This window comes from Streptomyces sp. NPDC048290, assembly GCF_040652095.1.
GTDB lineage: Bacteria > Actinomycetota > Actinomycetes > Streptomycetales > Streptomycetaceae > Streptomyces.
Window position 1 is genome coordinate 1 of sequence record NZ_JBEZLM010000019.1, and the last position, 16,887, is coordinate 16,887.

General features: G+C 71.9%; 11 protein-coding genes. 5 read left to right on the forward strand and 6 right to left on the reverse strand.

From position 1 onward, the window contains the following. From AB0D49_RS28315 to AB0D49_RS28330, 4 genes are all read right to left on the reverse strand, one after another. On the reverse strand, positions 1 to 587 hold a 587-nt coding region (locus AB0D49_RS28315), incomplete at its 3' end, for a leucine zipper domain-containing protein (protein WP_362762434.1). A gap of 91 nt (positions 588 to 678) precedes the next feature. Beyond that, a complete protein-coding gene (locus AB0D49_RS28320; protein WP_362762436.1) occupies positions 679 to 1,209 on the reverse strand; it encodes an APC family permease in 531 nt (176 codons plus the stop codon). A gap of 46 nt (positions 1,210 to 1,255) precedes the next feature. Next, positions 1,256 to 2,218 carry a fumarylacetoacetate hydrolase family protein gene (locus AB0D49_RS28325; RefSeq protein ID WP_362762438.1) on the reverse strand — a complete coding sequence of 321 codons (963 nt, stop codon included), beginning with the start codon at positions 2,216 to 2,218 and terminating at the stop codon, positions 1,256 to 1,258. After that, a complete protein-coding gene (locus AB0D49_RS28330; protein ID WP_362762440.1) occupies positions 2,206 to 3,195 on the reverse strand; it encodes an MBL fold metallo-hydrolase in 990 nt (329 codons plus the stop codon). Before AB0D49_RS28330 ends, AB0D49_RS28325 begins: the two co-directional genes overlap by 13 nt. A 260-nt stretch (positions 3,196 to 3,455) precedes the next feature. Between AB0D49_RS28330 and AB0D49_RS28335 the strand changes: the two genes are divergently transcribed. Together AB0D49_RS28335 and AB0D49_RS28340 are read left to right on the forward strand one after the other, a co-directional pair. Further along, complete coding sequence (locus tag AB0D49_RS28335; RefSeq protein ID WP_362762442.1) at positions 3,456 to 4,436, forward strand: GAF domain-containing protein; 981 nt, start codon at positions 3,456 to 3,458, stop codon at positions 4,434 to 4,436. A 71-nt stretch (positions 4,437 to 4,507) separates the two neighbouring features. Beyond that, the gene (locus AB0D49_RS28340; RefSeq protein WP_362762444.1) at positions 4,508 to 5,758 is read left to right on the forward strand and encodes an amidohydrolase family protein; all 1,251 of its coding nucleotides are present in this window, start codon (positions 4,508 to 4,510) and stop codon (positions 5,756 to 5,758) included. Between the two features lie 111 nt (positions 5,759 to 5,869). On the opposite strand, the gene AB0D49_RS28345 is transcribed toward AB0D49_RS28340, so the two are convergent. Together AB0D49_RS28345 and AB0D49_RS28350 are read right to left on the reverse strand one after the other, a co-directional pair. After that, positions 5,870 to 7,054 carry an FAD-dependent monooxygenase gene (locus tag AB0D49_RS28345; protein WP_362762446.1) on the reverse strand — a complete coding sequence of 395 codons (1,185 nt, stop codon included), beginning with the start codon at positions 7,052 to 7,054 and terminating at the stop codon, positions 5,870 to 5,872. Positions 7,055 to 7,056: 2 nt separating this feature from the next. Further along, positions 7,057 to 8,436 (reverse strand): MFS transporter, encoded by a 1,380-nt coding sequence (locus tag AB0D49_RS28350; protein ID WP_362762448.1) that lies wholly within the window; start codon positions 8,434 to 8,436, stop codon positions 7,057 to 7,059. A gap of 141 nt (positions 8,437 to 8,577) precedes the next feature. On the opposite strand from AB0D49_RS28350, the gene AB0D49_RS28355 reads away from it, so the two are divergent. From AB0D49_RS28355 to AB0D49_RS28365, 3 genes are all read left to right on the forward strand, one after another. Beyond that, positions 8,578 to 9,159: a TetR/AcrR family transcriptional regulator gene (locus AB0D49_RS28355; protein ID WP_362762450.1), complete on the forward strand. Its 582-nt coding sequence runs from the start codon at positions 8,578 to 8,580 to the stop codon at positions 9,157 to 9,159. 236 nt (positions 9,160 to 9,395) lie between these two features. Continuing rightward, positions 9,396 to 14,477, forward strand: a complete 5,082-nt coding sequence (locus tag AB0D49_RS28360; RefSeq protein ID WP_362762452.1) for a DUF6603 domain-containing protein — start codon at positions 9,396 to 9,398, stop codon at positions 14,475 to 14,477. After that, positions 14,474 to 16,819, forward strand: coding sequence for a hypothetical protein (locus tag AB0D49_RS28365; RefSeq protein ID WP_362762454.1), 2,346 nt, complete (start codon positions 14,474 to 14,476; stop codon positions 16,817 to 16,819). Before AB0D49_RS28360 ends, AB0D49_RS28365 begins: the two co-directional genes overlap by 4 nt. Positions 16,820 to 16,887: the final 68 nt, after the last annotated feature.

Here is a 16,887-nt window from a genome sequence, read left to right on the forward strand (position 1 = left end):
TCCTTGCGCTCGTCGGGCAGGATCTCGCTGTAGGCGAGGCGGGAGTGGTCGTCGACGGCGGTGTGGATGTAGCTGTAGCCGGCCCCGGAGCGGTTCCTGCGGCCCGCCGGGCGGCCAAGGGCCCTGTGGCCGCCGCCGTCGGGGATGTTGCCGAGCTTCTTGATGTCGACATGGATGAGTTCGCCGGGTCTGTCGCGTTCGTAGCGGCGTACGACCCGTCCCGTCGCGCGGTCGAGATGCGAGAGGCGGGCCAGACGGTAGCGGGTCAGCACGCGGTGGACGGTGGAGGGGACGAGGCCGAGGAGGTGGGCGATACGGGCCGGGCCCCAGCGGCGCAGGACCCTGACCTTGATGATCCGGCGTTCGGTCCGGGTCGGTGTCCGCCGGGGGCTGTGGTGCGGGCGGGACGAGTGATCGCTCATGCCCGCCTCGCCCAGCGCCCGGTAGCGGCTCGCCCACCGCTGGGCCGTGGTGGGCGAGACCTGGAAGCGTTCCGCGGCCCGGCGCAGCGGCCAGCCGTCCTCGACCACGCAACGGGCCAGACGCAGCCGTCCGAGTTCGGTCAGGGGTGCATTACGGTGGGGCATGAGGGCCTTCTGCTGGTTGGTGTAGACGTCGCAATCCACACCGAACCCGGAAGGCCCTCACCTGTTCAAGATCCCTCAGCCGAGACCTGCGTCACCCGTCCACAACCTCCCGGGGCAATACACCTAGCGCGATGCCGACCCGGCTGGAGTGCTTGATGCTGCGGTAGGCGAGGGCGAGCGCGAGAAGGGTGCTGACGACCACGATGGGCGCCCAGGTCCAGGACGGGAAGCCGAAGCGGTGCTCCAGATAGCTGCCGAGGCCGTAGCCGAAGATGAGGGCGGCGATGGTGGGCAGGAGGAGGTAGGCCAGGAGGTAGATCCAGCCGACCAGGAATCCGGCCGCGCGGCCCAGTCCGGCGACGTTGTAGGTGTAGAGCCCTCCGGCGGACGGCAGATGGCGGGCGAGCTGGCCGATGCTGGTGGCCACCATCAGACAGGCGACGAGGCTGAGGACCACGGCGAACGGGGTGCTGCCCCGGCCGTAGGGGGCCACCAGCAGCATTCCGGCGTAGAGGCTGGCGGCCGGTGCGATGGTGGCGACGGAGACGAAGGCTACCGGGATGATGCCGACGGCACCGGAGCGCAGACCGGGTCTTGAGGTACGGGGAGGCTGGTCGGGCATGGCGTGGTCCTTCTCGGGTGGCGGTGGGTGCGGGGGAGGGGAGGGGCTAGCGGCGGTGTTCGGGCGTGAGGGGGCGCAGGGGATGGGGGGCGGGACCGGGCAGGACGGTCTGGAGGGTGTGGCCCAGTTCCTGGACCTCCAGCCGGACCACGTCTCCCGGCTGGAGCCAGCCCCGGAAGGCGGCCGGGCGCTGGACGAACGCCTCCAGGAGACACCCGGAGGGCACGGTCCCGGAACCGATCAGTTCGCCGGGACGCAGGGTGGTGCCGCGTGACATGTAGGCGATCATGTCGGCGAACGTCCAGTCCATTGCGGAGAGCCGGCCGCTGCTGGTGCGGACGCCGTTGACCTCGGCGGTCATCTCCAAGTCGTAAGTGTCGTAGGTGTCATGGGTGCCGTTGGCTCGGTGGTGGGCGAGTACGTCCGGGGTGACGAGGTAGGGCCCCAGGGTGTTGGCGCCGTCCTTGCCCTTGGCGGGGCCGAGGCCGAGGCCCATCTCATGGAGCTGGAGGTCCCGGGCGCTCCAGTCGCAGAACAGGACGTACCCGGCGATGTGCCGGTGTGCGTGCTCGGGCTTGACGTCCCGCGCGGGGAGGCCGATGACCGCGCCGACCTCCAGTTCGTAGTCGAAGCGTGCGGTGCCGGGGAAGAGTGGGATGTCGGTGTAGGGGCCGGTGACGGCGGCGGGGTTGGAGAAGTAGAACGGCGGGAACTCGGTGAAGCGCGGGTCGAGGGCGCGGGTGGGGCTGGTGTTGCGGACGTGGTCGAGGAATCCGACGCTCTCGCGGATGGACGGGGGCCGCAGCGGGGGGCCGGTGCGGGCGGGGTCGGGGGTGACGATGTCGGCCGGGTCGGTGAGGGCCTGTTCGGCGGCGGCGCTGAGCCGTTCGCCGTCGTCGCCGAGGAGGTCGAGGAGAGTGGTGGTGCCGGGCAGGAGGTGGAGTCCGTCTCCGGACAGGAGCCCGGTCCGTGGTCCGGTGCGGGGGCAGTCGTACGTCATCCAGCGCATCGGTGTCGGACCCCCTCGGGGACGGGGGCGTCGGTCTCGGGGCGGAAGGCGGCCTCGTAGTCGCCCATGCGCATCATCAGTTCGGCGTGCGGGACGTGCGGGAGGGCGGGGTCGAGGTGCCGGTAGACGGCGGCCACGTTCTGCACCAGGCGGCCGGGTTCGCTCCAGGCGCCGAAGCGTCCGAGGCGGAGGGCGGCCACCGTCTCCGCCTGGGAGCGGCCCGCGTGGAAGCCGGCGGTGGCGGCCTCCTCGACGAGGGTGAGGTAGGCGCGGGTCTCGCGCAGGGCGTGCGGGCCGGTGACGGGGCCGTGGCCGGGGACGACGGTGTCCGCGCCGAGGGCGAGGATGCGGTCGCAGGCGGCGATCCAGCCGGACAGGGGTCCGGCCCAGGCGACGGGTGTGCCGCCGGAGAACAGCAGGTCGCCGACGTAGACCGTGCGGGCGGCGGGGACGTGGACGATCACGTCCCCCTCGGTGTGGGCGGGGCCGACGGTCAGGCAGCGCACCTCGACGCCGCCGAGGTCGAGGGTGAGTTCGCCGTCGAAGGTGCGGGTCGGCGGGGTGACGGTGATGCCGTCGAAGTCGAAGCCGCCGAAGACCTGGCGCAGATGGTCGCCGTGCGGGCCGGGGGCGCGCAGGTCGGCGCGGAGCGACTCCACATCCTCCTGCACCATGTGGGCCGCCGCGCTGGCGGAGGCGATGATCTCGGCATCGGGCACGAGCTGGTTGCCGAAGTAGTGGTCGCCGTTGGCGTGGGTGTTGACCACGGTCCGCAGCGGGCCGTCCCGCACGGCGGGGGCCATGGCCGCGAGCATCGCCCCGGTCAGCCGCAGATCGAAGAGGGTGTCCACGAGCAGTGAGCCGCTGCGGCCCACGATCAGACCGGCGTTGCTGTAGCCCCATCCGGCGTGGTGGGCGATCCAGGCGGAGCAGGGGCCGGTGAGCCGGTGCAGCCTGCCCTGCGATCCATACGGCATACCATCTCCCGAATTTCGGAGGCGTCGGTCCGAATCTCGGCCGATGAGTGGAAGGTAAGGGCCGTATTTCGGGGCCGTCAAGGGGGTGGATGGCGTATTCGGTCGATGGTTTCGGTCGATGTGCCCCGGCGACGCATTCCTCCGCGTCGGCCTCTTCCGTCGCCGCTTCCTGTCCCCTAGGGTCCGAGAAGCGGACCACGGGCGACCGATGAGGTCCGATAATCGGCATACGGGGGAGTGGGGGAGGGTAGGGTCGGCGCATGTTGGACACCATCGACCAGGAACTCGTGCGCTGCCTTGAGCAGGACGCCCGGATGACCAATGTCGCCCTCGCCCGCCGTCTGGGCGTCTCGGAGAAGACCGTACGGACCCGGATCGCCCGGCTGCTCGGCAGCAAGGCGGTACGCCTCGAAGTCGTGGTCGCCGAGGGCGCCGGCGAGCGGCCCAGCCGGATGCTGTATCTGGTGCACGCCGAGCCGGGACACCGGTTCGAGGTGGCGCGGTCGCTGGCCCGCAGGAGCGAGGTGGACAGCGTGCACCTGTCGACCGGCGCCTACGACCTGACCGTGCTGGCGGCCTTCCCCGACGACGCGAGCGCGCTGGAGTTCTTCGTCCGGGAGGTCGAGGGCCACCCGCAGGTGCGGGCCGCGCAGTCCTGCCACCTCATCTCCGAGGTGGCCGCCGACGGTTCGCCCCCGCAGACGGAGGGCGACCCGGACGTCGACACCGAGCAGATCACCGCCTTCCTGCTGCGCCGCCCCGCCCCCGGCGGCGCCGAGGAACTCCTCGACGAGGCATGTCGGCTGGCGACCGAGGCACTCTCCGCCGACCGCGCGCTCGCCTCGATCCTCGACCCCGAGGGCGAGGAACTGCGCAGCACACGCGCCCGGGGGCTGTCGGCGTCGTACGTGGACGCGACGATCAGCCGGGCCAAGGAGCAGCGCGGGCTGCCCGTCGTGCAGAAGGTCATCGAGACCCGGCAGCACGTCCTCGTGCCCGACGCCCGCACCGACCGGCTGATGGCCTGGGCGCACGATCTGGTGCGGGACGAGGGATATGTCACCTTCCTGACCCTGCCGATGCTCTCCGGCGAGCGGGTGGTGGGCGTCCTCTCCCTCTACCTCGACCGCCCGACGGCCCTCAGTGACAGCTATGTCGCCGCCGCCCAGGCCCTCGCCGACCATCTGGGCATGGCCTGGGGACGCCTGGAGCGGACGGCACCACCGGGGTCCGGGGACTGACAGCGGGGCGTACACCAGGGCCCGGCCGGTCGAGGCCGGGCTCATCACACCGAGCGGAAGGCAGCACACCCATGCGCAGCGTCCTGCACGGAGCCGCGGTCTTCGACGGCACCGGGGCCGCCCCGTTCGCCGCCGATATCGTGGTCGACGGCGCCACCGGGCTGATCACGGCCCTCGCGTCCGCCGGTACGGGGGACGGCGACACCGCCTACGACCTCGCCGGGACCACCGTGCTGCCCGGCCTCATCGACACCCATGTGCACAGCGTGCTCTCCGGCGCCGACACACTGGCCCGGCTGGACGAGCCGTTCTCGTACCAGTTCTACGCGGCCGGACGGAACCTGGAACGTACCCTGGACCGGGGTATCACCACCGTCCGGGACGCGGGCGGCGCCGACCTCGGGGTGCGGCAGGCCGTCGCCGACGGGCTGATATCCGGTCCCGATCTGCGGATCGCGGTGACCATGCTGAGCCAGACCGGCGGACACGCGGACGGCTGGCTGGTCACCGGCGGCTGTCTCCCGCTGTTCGCCGCCCACCCCGGCCGCCCGGAGCCGGTCGTGGACGGACCGGAGGACATGCGGCGCCGGGTACGGGAGTTGGTGCGCGCGGGCGCGGACGTCATCAAGGTGTGCGCCAGCGGCGGTGTCCTCTCGCCCCGCGACGACCCCAGGCATCCGCAGTTCAGCCCCGAGGAACTGGCCATGTGCGTGACGGAGGCGGCGACCGCCGGACTGTCCGTCATGGCTCACGCCCAGGGCGCGGCGGGCATCAAGAACGCGCTGCGGGCCGGGGTGCGCTCCATCGAGCACGGGGTGTTCCTGGACGACGAATGCATCGAACTGCTGCTGGAGAAGCGGGCGTGGCTGGTGCCCACGCTGCTGGTCGCCACCTCCCTCGTGGAGGCCATCGACGCGGGCGCCCGTCTGCCCGCCGCGGTCGCCGAGAAGGCCCGCGCGGTCCAGGACGTGCACCGCCGCTCGGTCGAACGGGCCGTCGCCGCGGGCGTCCGGATCGCCATGGGCACCGACAGCGGTGTGGTGGCCCACGGCGACAACCTCCGCGAACTGACCCTCATGCGCGGCGTGGGCCTCACCCCGCAGCAGACCCTGTACGCCGCCACGTCGTCCGCGGCCGACCTGCTCGGCCTCGCCGCCGACCGCGGCGAGATCAGCGAGGGCCGACGCGCCGACCTGACCCTGATCACCGGAGACCCGTACGACTTCGAGGGCTACGCGGAGCGGATCGCCGGGGTGATGAAGGCGGGGGAGTGGGTACGGGGCGGTGTGCCGGTGGCTCGTGCCGCGGACGGGCTGCCGTAGCCGAGTGCCTTTCCGGCGCGGCGCCTTCCCCGGCTGCCCGCTGCGTTCTGTGGCCGCACTTGCCGGTCGGCCCCGGAACACCGGTCAGGTGGCACTCCCCAGCCGCCCGCTTCACGGGGCTGACGGCTCCGGCAGGGTGAGGGCGGTGTGGGCCGGGCGCCCGGCGCTCGGGGGCAGGGCGGTGAGGCCGCGGAGCCGGTCGTTGCGTCGTTCCAGGGCTTCGGCGGTGGTGGGGAAGAGCGCGGCGGCGCCCGCGCCGACCTGGGCCTGGTTCAGTTCCACGAACGCGCGGATTCCGTGTTCGTAGGCGCTGAAGGCGGTGGTGTGGTCGTGGTGCTCGGCGAGGGCGCGGGCCAGCATGTAGGCGCCGACGAGGGCGAGGCTGGTGCCCTGGCCGGTCAGGAACGACGGGGCGTAGGCGGCGTCGCCGACGAGTGCGACGCGGCCCCGGGACCAGCGGGGCAGATGGATCTGGCTCACGGTGTCGAAGAAGGGGTCGTCCGCGTGGCGCAGCGCGTCGACCATGGCGGGGATGTGCCAGCCGTCGTGGGCGAACGCGGTGGCGATGAGGTCATGGAAGTCCTCCGGCGGACGCGGGTCGGGATGGGCGAGGGTGAGGAAGGCGTGCAGGTGGTCGCTGTCCTTGACGGCGTAGAGCGCCGCGGCCCGTCCTGGGGTGTTCCATATGAGTCCCTCGTGGGAGAGTCCCCAGGCGTTGGGCAGGGTGAAGACGGCGAAGCAGTAGCCGAGATGGCGGCGGAACCGCGGCTCGGGGCCGAGGACCAGCCCGCGGGTGTGCGAGTGGAGTCCGTCCGCGCCGACGACCAGGTCGAAGCGGCGTCGGACACCGCTGCGGAAGGCGACCTCGACACCGTGCTCGCGCTCGGTGAGCAGGGCGATGGAGTCGCCGTACAGGATCTCCACGTCGTCGCGGACGGTCCCGTACAGGATGTCCATGAGGTGTCCGCGTGGCAGTTCGACGTCCTGTCCCTCGACGCCGCCCGCCACCGCCTGTGGGTGGACCACGGCGATCTCGCGGCCGTCGGGGTGCAGGAAGGTCAGTCGGCGTGTCTCGACATGGGCGTCCCGCAGGCTCGGGAGGATTCCCATCCGGCGGGCGACCTCCACCGCGGTGCCCCGGACATCGACCGGATAGCCGCCGTCGCGCAGGGCGGTGGACTTCTCCACCAGCGTCACCGCGAACCCGTACCGGCGCAGCCAGTACGCCGTGGCGGGACCGGCGATACCGGCGCCGGAGATCAGGACCGTACCCAGGGGTGCTGTGTTCCTGTGCATGTTCAGTTCCTCACCTTGGTGTCGCGTGCGAGCAGGACGGCCAGTACGGCGGCGAGGGCGAAGGTGCCGGACGCGATGCCGATGTAGGCGAGGACTCCGGTGGCGGAGTTGACCGTCTCGCCGTCGACGGCGACGGAGGTCGACGCGAGGACGGCGGCGCCCACGAAGTTCAGGGCGACCGAGCCGATCGAGACCATCACCATGACCAGACTGGAGACGATGCCCTGGCGTTCGGGGGGCGCGAGGCTGCCCGCCATGTTGAAGCCGGAGGTGCCGAGCGCTCCCACGGTGGCCCCGAGGAGGAAGGCACAGCACAGCGCGGCGGGGAGGCGGGAGACGCCGAGGAACATCCCCAGAGTCACCGCCGTGCCGAGGACCACCGCGGCGGCCAGGGTCCGGGCTGGTCCGACACGGCCGGCGAGCCAGCCCGCGGTGGGGCCGCCGAGGGTGACACCGAGTCCGGGCGCGGCCAGGAGCAGCGCCACCGACCCCTGATCGGCCAGCCCGTAACCGAGCCGCTGATCCGCGGACACATCGCCGATGAGCGGGATGAGCTGGAGCATGCTCTGGTACGAACCGGAGGCGAGGAAGACCACGAGAAGCAGCAGCGCCAGGGGGCCGCGGAGGTCCCTGATGTCGATCAGGGGGTCGGGCTTGCGGCTCGACACCAGGAACCACCGGGCCGAGGCCGTGACACCGACGGCGAGGAGGGCCAGCGGGCCGACGGCGAGCCAGCCGAAGTCGGAGCCGAGGCTGATGTAGCCGAGGACCCCGCCGAGTCCCGCGCCGAGGAGGAGGGCACCGCCGAAGTCGATCCGGCCCGGCGTCCGGGCCGGGGACTCGGGAACGAACCGGTGCACGCATCCGGCCATCACGACCGCGACGGAGGCCGAGACGAGGAACAGGACCTGGAAGCCGTACTTCGAGGCCAGGTCCTCGATGAGGAAGCGGGACGCGATATTGAGCACCGCGGAGCCGGAGGTCACGACACCGACGGCGATCATCGCGGTACGGGACGGGAAGGCCCCGCGCACGATGGCGACCGACAGGAAGATCGCGGCGAGGGACGCCCCCTGGAGCATGCGCCCCGGCACGAACAGCCACAGGCCGGGCGCCACGGCGCACAGCAGGGCGCCCGCACAGCTCAGCAGCAGGGTGAGCACGAGCACCTTGCGTCGGCCGTGGAGGTCGGCGCTCTTGCCGAGCAGTGGCGCCCACATGACGCCCGCCAGCATGGCGGTGGCGTTGAGCCAGGCGGCCTGGTCGGTGCCGAAGTGGTCGAGCATCTCGGGGAGGACGACGAGGGGTGCGGTGATGGCCGAGTCGACCACGAAGTTCACCAGGACCAGGACGGTCAGCAGGCCGATGAGCCGCCCGTTCACCCTCCTGTCCGTGCTTCCGGTCCCGGTCGGCCGCGTTAAGGACTCCATGACGACGACTCCCTCTCGATAAGATACGGGCACGTTTCTTATCTCGACAGTAGAGTGTGCCGATAAGAAACGTCAAAGGCTCTAAGGAGTGTCGTGGGACGACGGCGTGGCGAAGCGCTCGAGGCGGCGATCCTCGACGCCGCCTGGGACGAGCTGAACGAGCGGGGCTACACGAACCTCACCATCGACTCCGTCGCCCGGCGCGCGGGCACCAGCAAACCGGTGCTCTACCGGCGCTGGGCGGACAAGCGGGAGCTGGTGGAGGCGGCCGTCGTGCGCCGCAATGTCATCCAGCTGACCGCCCCGGCCGACACCGGGTCCCTGCGTGGCGACCTGATCGCCACACTCACCGAGGCGAGTGAGCGACAGGGTCCGGTGCTGGCCCAGCTCAGCCTGCTGCTGGCCGGATACTTCGCCGAGACCGAGTCCAGCTTCACCGAACTGCGGGAACGGATCATCGCCGGGCGCCGCTCCGGACGCGACGAGATCATGGAGCGCGCCATCGCGCGCGGTGAGATCGACCCGTCCAGACTCACCCCGCGGATCGCCGCGCTCCCCTTCGATCTGCTGCGGGGCGAGACGATGATGACACTGCGTCCGGTTGCTCCCGAGGTGATCGAGGAGATCGTCGACACGGTCTTCCTCCCACTGGTCCGGCCCGGCGACGGGAAGTGACCACACAGCGCAGAATCGATACATCAGCGGACATTGAGCCAGTTTTCCCTTGATACCCGCCATTGACGGGTATTCGCGATGCCAGTCATATGATCCGTGCGGTGAGATGCCGTGACGGGCCGTGCCGTTGAGGACGGCCGTTCGGCTGACGTCCGGCCTGTGACGAACCGCCCCGTCGCGCGACCGCCCCCTCGCGCCGATCACACACTGCGTCCCTTGTCTCCGGAAGGACTGCCGTGAAAGAAAAGGCGAACCTCGGGACTCCGATCAGTAGGCAGCCCGGCAAGCCCCCCACGCCCAAACGAGCCGGCAGCCCCTATGAGCAGAAGCTCGATTCACGCGATCCGGACGACCTGGACAAGCTGAAGCCCGGTGGTATCGGTCTCTCACGGCACCACGTCATCCCGTGCAGCAAAATCATGGAGTTCTGGAACAAGGTCCTCGAGACGGAGTACAACAACCCGTCGGGACCCGTGCCGCTCAAAGCGACACTGCTGAAGCTGGTGCAGGCCATCCAGAGCAACACCGACCGGTACACGGATCTGAAGGTCAAATCGGAACACTTCCAGGAGTTCGCGGAGAAGTTCAAGAACTCGGAGTACGAGCACGACGCGACGGCGCAGCTGAGCCCGGACGGGCGGGACGATCTGCTCAGTATCTACGAGTGGCTTCCGGCGAACCTCTTCATCGGACCGGAGGGGGACAAGCGGTTCGACGACCCGAAGGACGGGTTCGAGCGAACCTGCGCACCCATCATCGGGGACCAGCGGTTCAAGGCCCGTCAGGAAGCGTTCCGGCTGCTGGAGAGGTATCTCGCCGATCCGGACACCCTCCAGGCGGAGGGCAAGAAATTCATCGACGCCTATCTCCTCGTGGTCACGGACGACCGGCTTGAGCCCTGGCGATTACGGGCCCAGGACTGGAAGAAGCGGGAGCAGGACGGCAAGTACCGCATCGTGGATCCCGCGTCCGCCCAAGAGGCCGTGGACACGGCCGCGCCCGGGTCCATGTCGTCGGTGCAGGCGGCCGACGACATCGACCCGGTCGTCATCGGCGGCAAGGAAATCGAACTCACCCTCTGGTACGACGAGAACGGCTATCAGCGGCTCCGGGGCAGTGTCACCGACATTCCCGTCGGCGCGCTGATCGAGTGGATCGCCTCCCAATGGGGCGCGGGCGACGAGATCCCGGACGGTTTGCGCAATCTCACGCTGCGGCGACTGACGCTCGAAATCCTCACCGGACCCGACGAAAGCGACTGGACCTTCACCGTCGCCGCCGGGACGGAATTCGGTGGTCTCGCGACCGAACTGCTCATCTACTTCCATCGCAATACCTCCGGTGGCGGAAGCGAATTCACGCTGTCCGTGGACGCCGGATTCGTTCTCGAGCCGGACGAGCCACGCATGTGGTTCTCCGGTGAGTTCGACCGCTCCACCGGTACACAGAGCACCTGGGCCCTGCGCGGCACCTGGAAGACCGAGGAAGGCGGCGGACTGTCCCTCGCCGACCTCGGCACGGCCCTCGGCTGGTCCGGCGCGGAGCAACTCGTGGCGGACCTCCCGCCCGCGCTGCGCCCCGAGTTGCGGGAAGTGACGCTCGCCTACGACTCCCGGACCGGGCCGCTGCTCGCCGCCACCGTCGGGCCGCTGACCGTGGTGTTCGCGCCGGTGCGCGATGTCACGGGCCTGATCTGCTGTGTGCAGGTACGGGCCACCGTGGACGCGGGTCTTGCGGACCTGCCGCTGCTCAGCGGTGCCGTACCGAAGGAGGCGGACCTGCGGCTGGCGGCCGTCCGCGCGCTGTACACCTCGGCACCGGTCAAGAAGACGCTGCTGGACGCGCTCAACGACGTCGTCACGGCCGCCCAGCTGCCCGCCTTCCCCGCCGTGGACCAGGCCGGCGGCCTCCCGGGCGGCGGAGTGCTCGGCGTGGACTACACCCTCCCCGGCGGTACACAGGGTGCCCTCACCGTGCCACTGGGGCGGCAGTCCGGTTCCCAGCCACCCGCGACCCGCGCCGAGGCGGGGGGTTCCGGCGGCAACGGCGTCGGCGCCTGGGTCGACATCGGCCGCGACATCGGCCCGCTGTCGGTGTACCGGATCGGTGTCTCCTACGACGACGGCACCCTCTGGATGGGCGTGGACGGCGCGCTGACCGCCGCGGGCTTCTCCCTGTCGGTGGCGGGGCTCGCCCTCGGTATCGGTCTTACGGACGGCGCCCTGCCCGTCCAGGTGCGTCTTGACGGCCTGGGCGTGCGGTTCGTACGGCCCCCGCTGACCGTCGCCGGTGCCCTGGTCGACCGGCGGCGGCCCGGCTACGACCTGATGGTGCAGGGCGGACTCACCGTCGAGATGCCCACCTTCGGCGTCATGGCGCTCGGTGCCTACCAGCGCCGGACCGGCGGCGAGACGTCGATGTTCGTCTTCGGCCGGGCCACGGCCGCGTTCGGCGGCCCCCCGCCCTTCCGGGTCACCGGCGTCGCCCTGGGCTTCGGCTACAACAGCTCCGTACGGATTCCCGCCCAGGACCAGGTCGGTCAGTTCCCCTTCGTCGCCGGGCTCGACGGCGGCCTGCCCGACGACCCCATGGCGGCACTCGGCCAGCTCACCGACGGGCCCAACCCCTGGGTGACCGACCGGCAGGGGCAGATCTGGCTCGCCGGGGGCCTCGACTTCACCTCCTTCGAGTTCATCCGTGCCCGGGTGCTGCTGCTCCTGGAGGCCGGTGCCGGGCTCACCGTCGCGCTCCTGGGCCGGGCCACCGCCAGCTTCCCGAAGGAGGGCACGAAGAAATACGCGCGCATCGGGGTCGACCTGCGGATCGTCTACCAGTCCGCCCGCGGGGAACTCGCCGCCACCGCCCAGCTCGTGGACTCCTATGTCATCGACCCGTCCTGCGTGCTGACCGGCGGTTTCGCGTTCTCCTCCTGGTTCGGGCCGAGCCCCCACGCCGGGGACTTCGTGCTCACGGTCGGCGGCTACCACCCCGACTACAAGCCGGTCCCGGCGTACTACCCGGTCGTGCCCCGGCTGGGCTTCACCTGGTCCGTCGGCTCGGCCGTCACCGTCAGCGGCGGCGCCTACTTCGCGCTCACGCCCAACGCCGTCATGGCGGGCGGTTCGCTGGATGTGCGCTACAAGGCGGGCAATGTCGAGGCATGGCTGACGGCACAGGCCAACCTGCTGATCCAGTGGGCGCCCCTGCACTTCCGCGCCGGGATCTCCATCCGCGTAGGCGCCCGCGTGAAACTGCTGTTCACCCTGAGCGGCGAGATCGGTGCCTCCCTCGACCTGTGGGGGCCGCCCACCGGCGGCACGGTCACCGCGAAATTCCTCTTCATCACCGTCACCGTCAAGTTCGGCGCCCCGCTGTCCGGACCGGCCGCGCTCACCTGGGACGAGTTCCGCACCCAACTCCTGCCGCCCGAGGCACCGCTGACCGCCCACCCGCTCACCGGGCTGCTCACCGACCCCGACGCCGACCCGGCCCTGCGGGCCGCCCGGATCGAGGCAGGTACCGAGCCATGGCTGGCCGACCCGTCGGGCTTCTCCTTCGCCGTCACCACCGTCGTGCCCACCGCACAGGTCCGGTTCAACGAGCGCGCCCCGCAGGGCGACAGCACCGTCGACATCCGGCCCATGAAGAAGAAGGGCGTCGACGGGCTGCTGCACCTCACCGTCGACTACAGCGACACCCGCCGGGGCCTGGCCGCCGCCTGGCGCGCACTGCCCGACGAGGACAAGTGGCTCATCGACACCGAGCACGGCAATGTGCCCTTCGCCCTGTGGGGCGATCCCGACGTCCCCCAGGACAAGACGCTCGGCGAGGACCCGCTGCTGGACCACCTCACCGGTCTGCGCGTCACCGTCCCCCCGCCCCGGATCATCGGCCAGGACCTCGGACCGATCGCCGAGAGCGCCCTCGCCTGGGAGAAGCTCAGCCCCGACGCCGCCCTGCCCCTCGACCCCGGCGCACCGCCCACCGGCTCACCCGTGGCACTCGCCGCACCGCCCGGCGCGGGCGTGGGCGTCCTCGCCGACCAGCTCGCCACCCTCACCGCCGCCTCGGCCCGCACCCGCCTGCACGGCGTCCTCGCCGACCTGTGCCCCGAGATCCCGCTGACCAACGGCACGGTCGGCGACTACGCCGGGCAGGCCCGTACCGCCGGGCTCGACGCGGACCCGCTGCTGCTCACCGAGGACCACACGCCACCCGCGCCCGGCCCCGTCGTCCTCGTCCTCGACGACACCACCGGGACGATCCTGGCCGTCGACCCGGACACGACAGCGGTCATCGGCCGCGTCCCGGTCGGGCAGCCCGGCCCCTACCGCGCGGTGACCTCGGCGGACGGGGCGACGCTGTACGCGGCCGGGACCGACCCGGCCCAGCTCTCCGCCGTCGACGTGGTCGCCCAGCAGGTCAGCCCGCCCTACACCGGCAGCCAGCTGAGCGGACCGGCGACGCTGCTCGCGATCACCCATGACACCTCCCGCGCGGTCGTCGCCCGTCCGGCGGCCATGGCGGCCGTCTCCCTCGACCTCTCCAGGACCGGTGACCCCGTCCTCACCCGCGTCGACCCGCAGGACGTGCAGTCCTTCGGCGGCATCGCCGTGGACGCCGTAGCGGGACGGCTCTACGTCCTCGCCAAGGACGCCAGCAAGACCGTCACCTACGACACCTCGGCCGGTACGAAACTCGGCACCGTGTACGGGCCCGCGACCCCCGTCCTCATCACACCGGGAGAGCCGGGCCGGGTGTACGTCTACGGGGCGGAGGCCAGCAGCAACGGCCAGATCCAGGTGGTGCCCGTCCCGGCACCGGGCACCTCGTACACCCCGCTGTCCTTCCCGCAGCGCGGCACCGCGCTGGCCATGCTCACCACCTCGGCCCGCCGCGCGATCCTGCTGCGCAAGATCGGCGACCAGACGCAGGTGGTCACGGTGTACGAGCGGGCGGGCTCGCCTCCCGTCACGATCGCCGAGCACACCGTCGCCGTCGACCTCCCCGACCCGCGCTCCCTCGCCCTCGACCCCGCCGACCGCGCCTGGACGCTGCACGCGGCCGGAGTCTCCGTCGTCCACGGCGGCACCCTCCTCGGCATCCTGCCGCTCGACGCGGCCCCGCTGTCCGTCACCTTCGCCCCGGACGCCGCCCGCGCCTTCGTCGCCTGCGACGACGCGACCGTCACCGTCGTGGAGCTGCACGACAACACACCGGTCGCCGGCGGGCACTGGCAACTGCCGCCCCACACCCGCGCCTCCGCCGCCCTCTACACCGTGTTCGCCGCCACCGCCTCCGAAGGGGCCGCCCGATGACGGACCAGCACCGTGCCCCCGCACCGGCCACCGACCCCGGCTTCGTCCTGCGCTTCCAGGACAACCGCGAACCCGCCATCGACGCCGGGCTCTACCGGATCACAGCCACCCAGACCCTGCCCGGCGTGGACGGGAACACCGGGGACTACCTCAAGCCCGTCGAGGAGACCTTCGAGGTCCGCGCACCGCAGTTCGCCCTCGCCGACGCACAGGTGCACGCCGTCAACCCGGCGCCCCAATCCCGCTCCGACCACTCCACGACCCTCGCGCACCTCACCCTCACCGATCCCCTCCTGCCCTGGATGCGGCGCCCGGACGAGCCCGGGACGATGAACGACACCCCCGACGAACCCTGGCTCGCACTGCTGCTGTTCGCGGCGGGCGAGCTGCCCGGCGACCCCGAATCCCTCGGCCTGACCGTGACCATGACCGCCGCGGAACTCCTCACCGACGCCCCCGGAATCCGGCATCCGCACGTCCGCCACGTCGAGGGCGACCCGACCGCGCCCTGCCGCACGATCGAGATCCCCGGCGACGTCTTCGCCACGGTCGTCCCCCGCACCGACGAACTGCGCCACCTGATCCACGTCCGCGACGTCCGCACGGACACCGGACTGCGCGGCGAACAACTCGCCGCGGGCACCTACGCCGTCGTCCTGGCCAACCGGCTGCCCGACCGCGAGCACGAGAGCCGCTACGCCGCCCACCTCGTCGCCCTGGAAGGCTGCCGCACCATCCTCGCCGACGCGGACGCCGGACGGCTCACCGCCGATGTACGCGTCCGCCTGGCCGCCCTGCACAGCTGGTCCTTCACCAGCGACCCGGCCCCCGGCGGCGGCTTCCCGGGACGCGTACGGCACTTCCTGTTCGACCCGGACGGCACCGCACGCGATCTGCTGCTCCACCTCCCCACACCCCCCGCCGCACCGCCGCCCGGCACCGACCCCGACGCGCACACCACCGCCCGCGCCCGGCTGGCCTCGGGCCGGGTTCCCCTGGCGTACGGCCTGGAGACCGGCGAGCGCAGCTACGCCTGGTACCGGGGCCCGCTCACCGCCGAACCGGCCCAGCCGCTGCCCACCCCACCCACGTCCGGCTGGACGAGCGCGGCACAGCTGATGACATACGAGAAGGCGTGGGGACTGTTCGACGCGGGCTGGGGCGCGGGCTGGACGCTCGGCCGTGCCCTGGCGCTCGCGGACGCGGACTTCGCCGCGATGCTCACCGCCTGGCACCTCAAGGCCCGCAACCGGGCCGCGGTCCTGGCCCAGCGGCTGGCGGCGGTCGGGCTGGACGTGGCCGGAGCGGACGACGCGGCGGCCCGCGCCCTCACCCCCCGCCCCTTCGCCGCCCTCCTCGCGGACCTGGCCGCCGACGGCAGCGCCGCCCGTCTGCTGCGCGCGGGCACCCACACCGCCGGGACCCGGCACGCGCCCCCGCCCGAACCCTTCTCCCGCACGCCCACCGCCGGTCGGCGCGGCGCCGGACGGGCCGCACGCACCGCCGCGCTCCTCGCCGACCCCCCGACCGCCCTGCGCACCGCCCTCACCGCCCAGCTCGCGGACACCGCCGCCCCGATCAGCGCCTGGCTGCGGCGGCTGCGCCTGCTGCACCACCTCCCCTTCGCCGACCTCGTACCCGACGAACGCGCCCTGCCCGCCGAGTCGCTCCGCCTGTTCTACGTCGACCCCGGATGGCTCACCGCGCTGCTCTCCGGGGCGGCGGGCATCGCCCTGACCGGCGAGAACGACGCCGCCCTCGCCCGGATCGCCGCCCCCTGGGCACGAACCGACGACGAGGACCCCACCCCCCGCGCCGGGCTGCTCATCCGGTCCGCGCTCGTCCACGAGTGCCCGGGGCTGCTGGTCCGCCCCTACCGAGGACACGGCGAATCCCGCACCCCCGTCGCCGTCCTGCGGCAGGACACCCTCGGCCCCGAGACGCTGCTGGTCCTGTTCGCGGAGGTCCCCGACGAGATCGAACTGGCCGAACCGCCCGAGGGACTGTCGTTCGGCATCGACACCAGCCTCGACGGGAAGCGGGTCATCGGCCTGCGGCGCGTCGACGCCCCCGTCGCCCGGCAGATCGACGGCGAGGAGTTCCCCCACCCCGCCGGTGCCGACGGACTCGACACCTATCTGCGGACCGACCCCGCCGGTCGGCGAGCCGTCCTCGACCTGCGGCCCGCCGCCCCGGACGGACTGCTGCACCAGCTGGCCGCCCGGCTCACCGCACTCGGCCAGCAGGCCGCCACCGGATTCGGGCCCGCCGGGCTCGCCGTCCAGCTCGTCAACGCGCCCCGCCGCCAGCTCATCACCCGCTCCACACCCCCGAACCTCTGAAGGAAGGGCAGCACCGCGCTGTGACGCCACCCCCCGCAGCATCGGGCAGCCAGCCGCTCGTCGTCCCG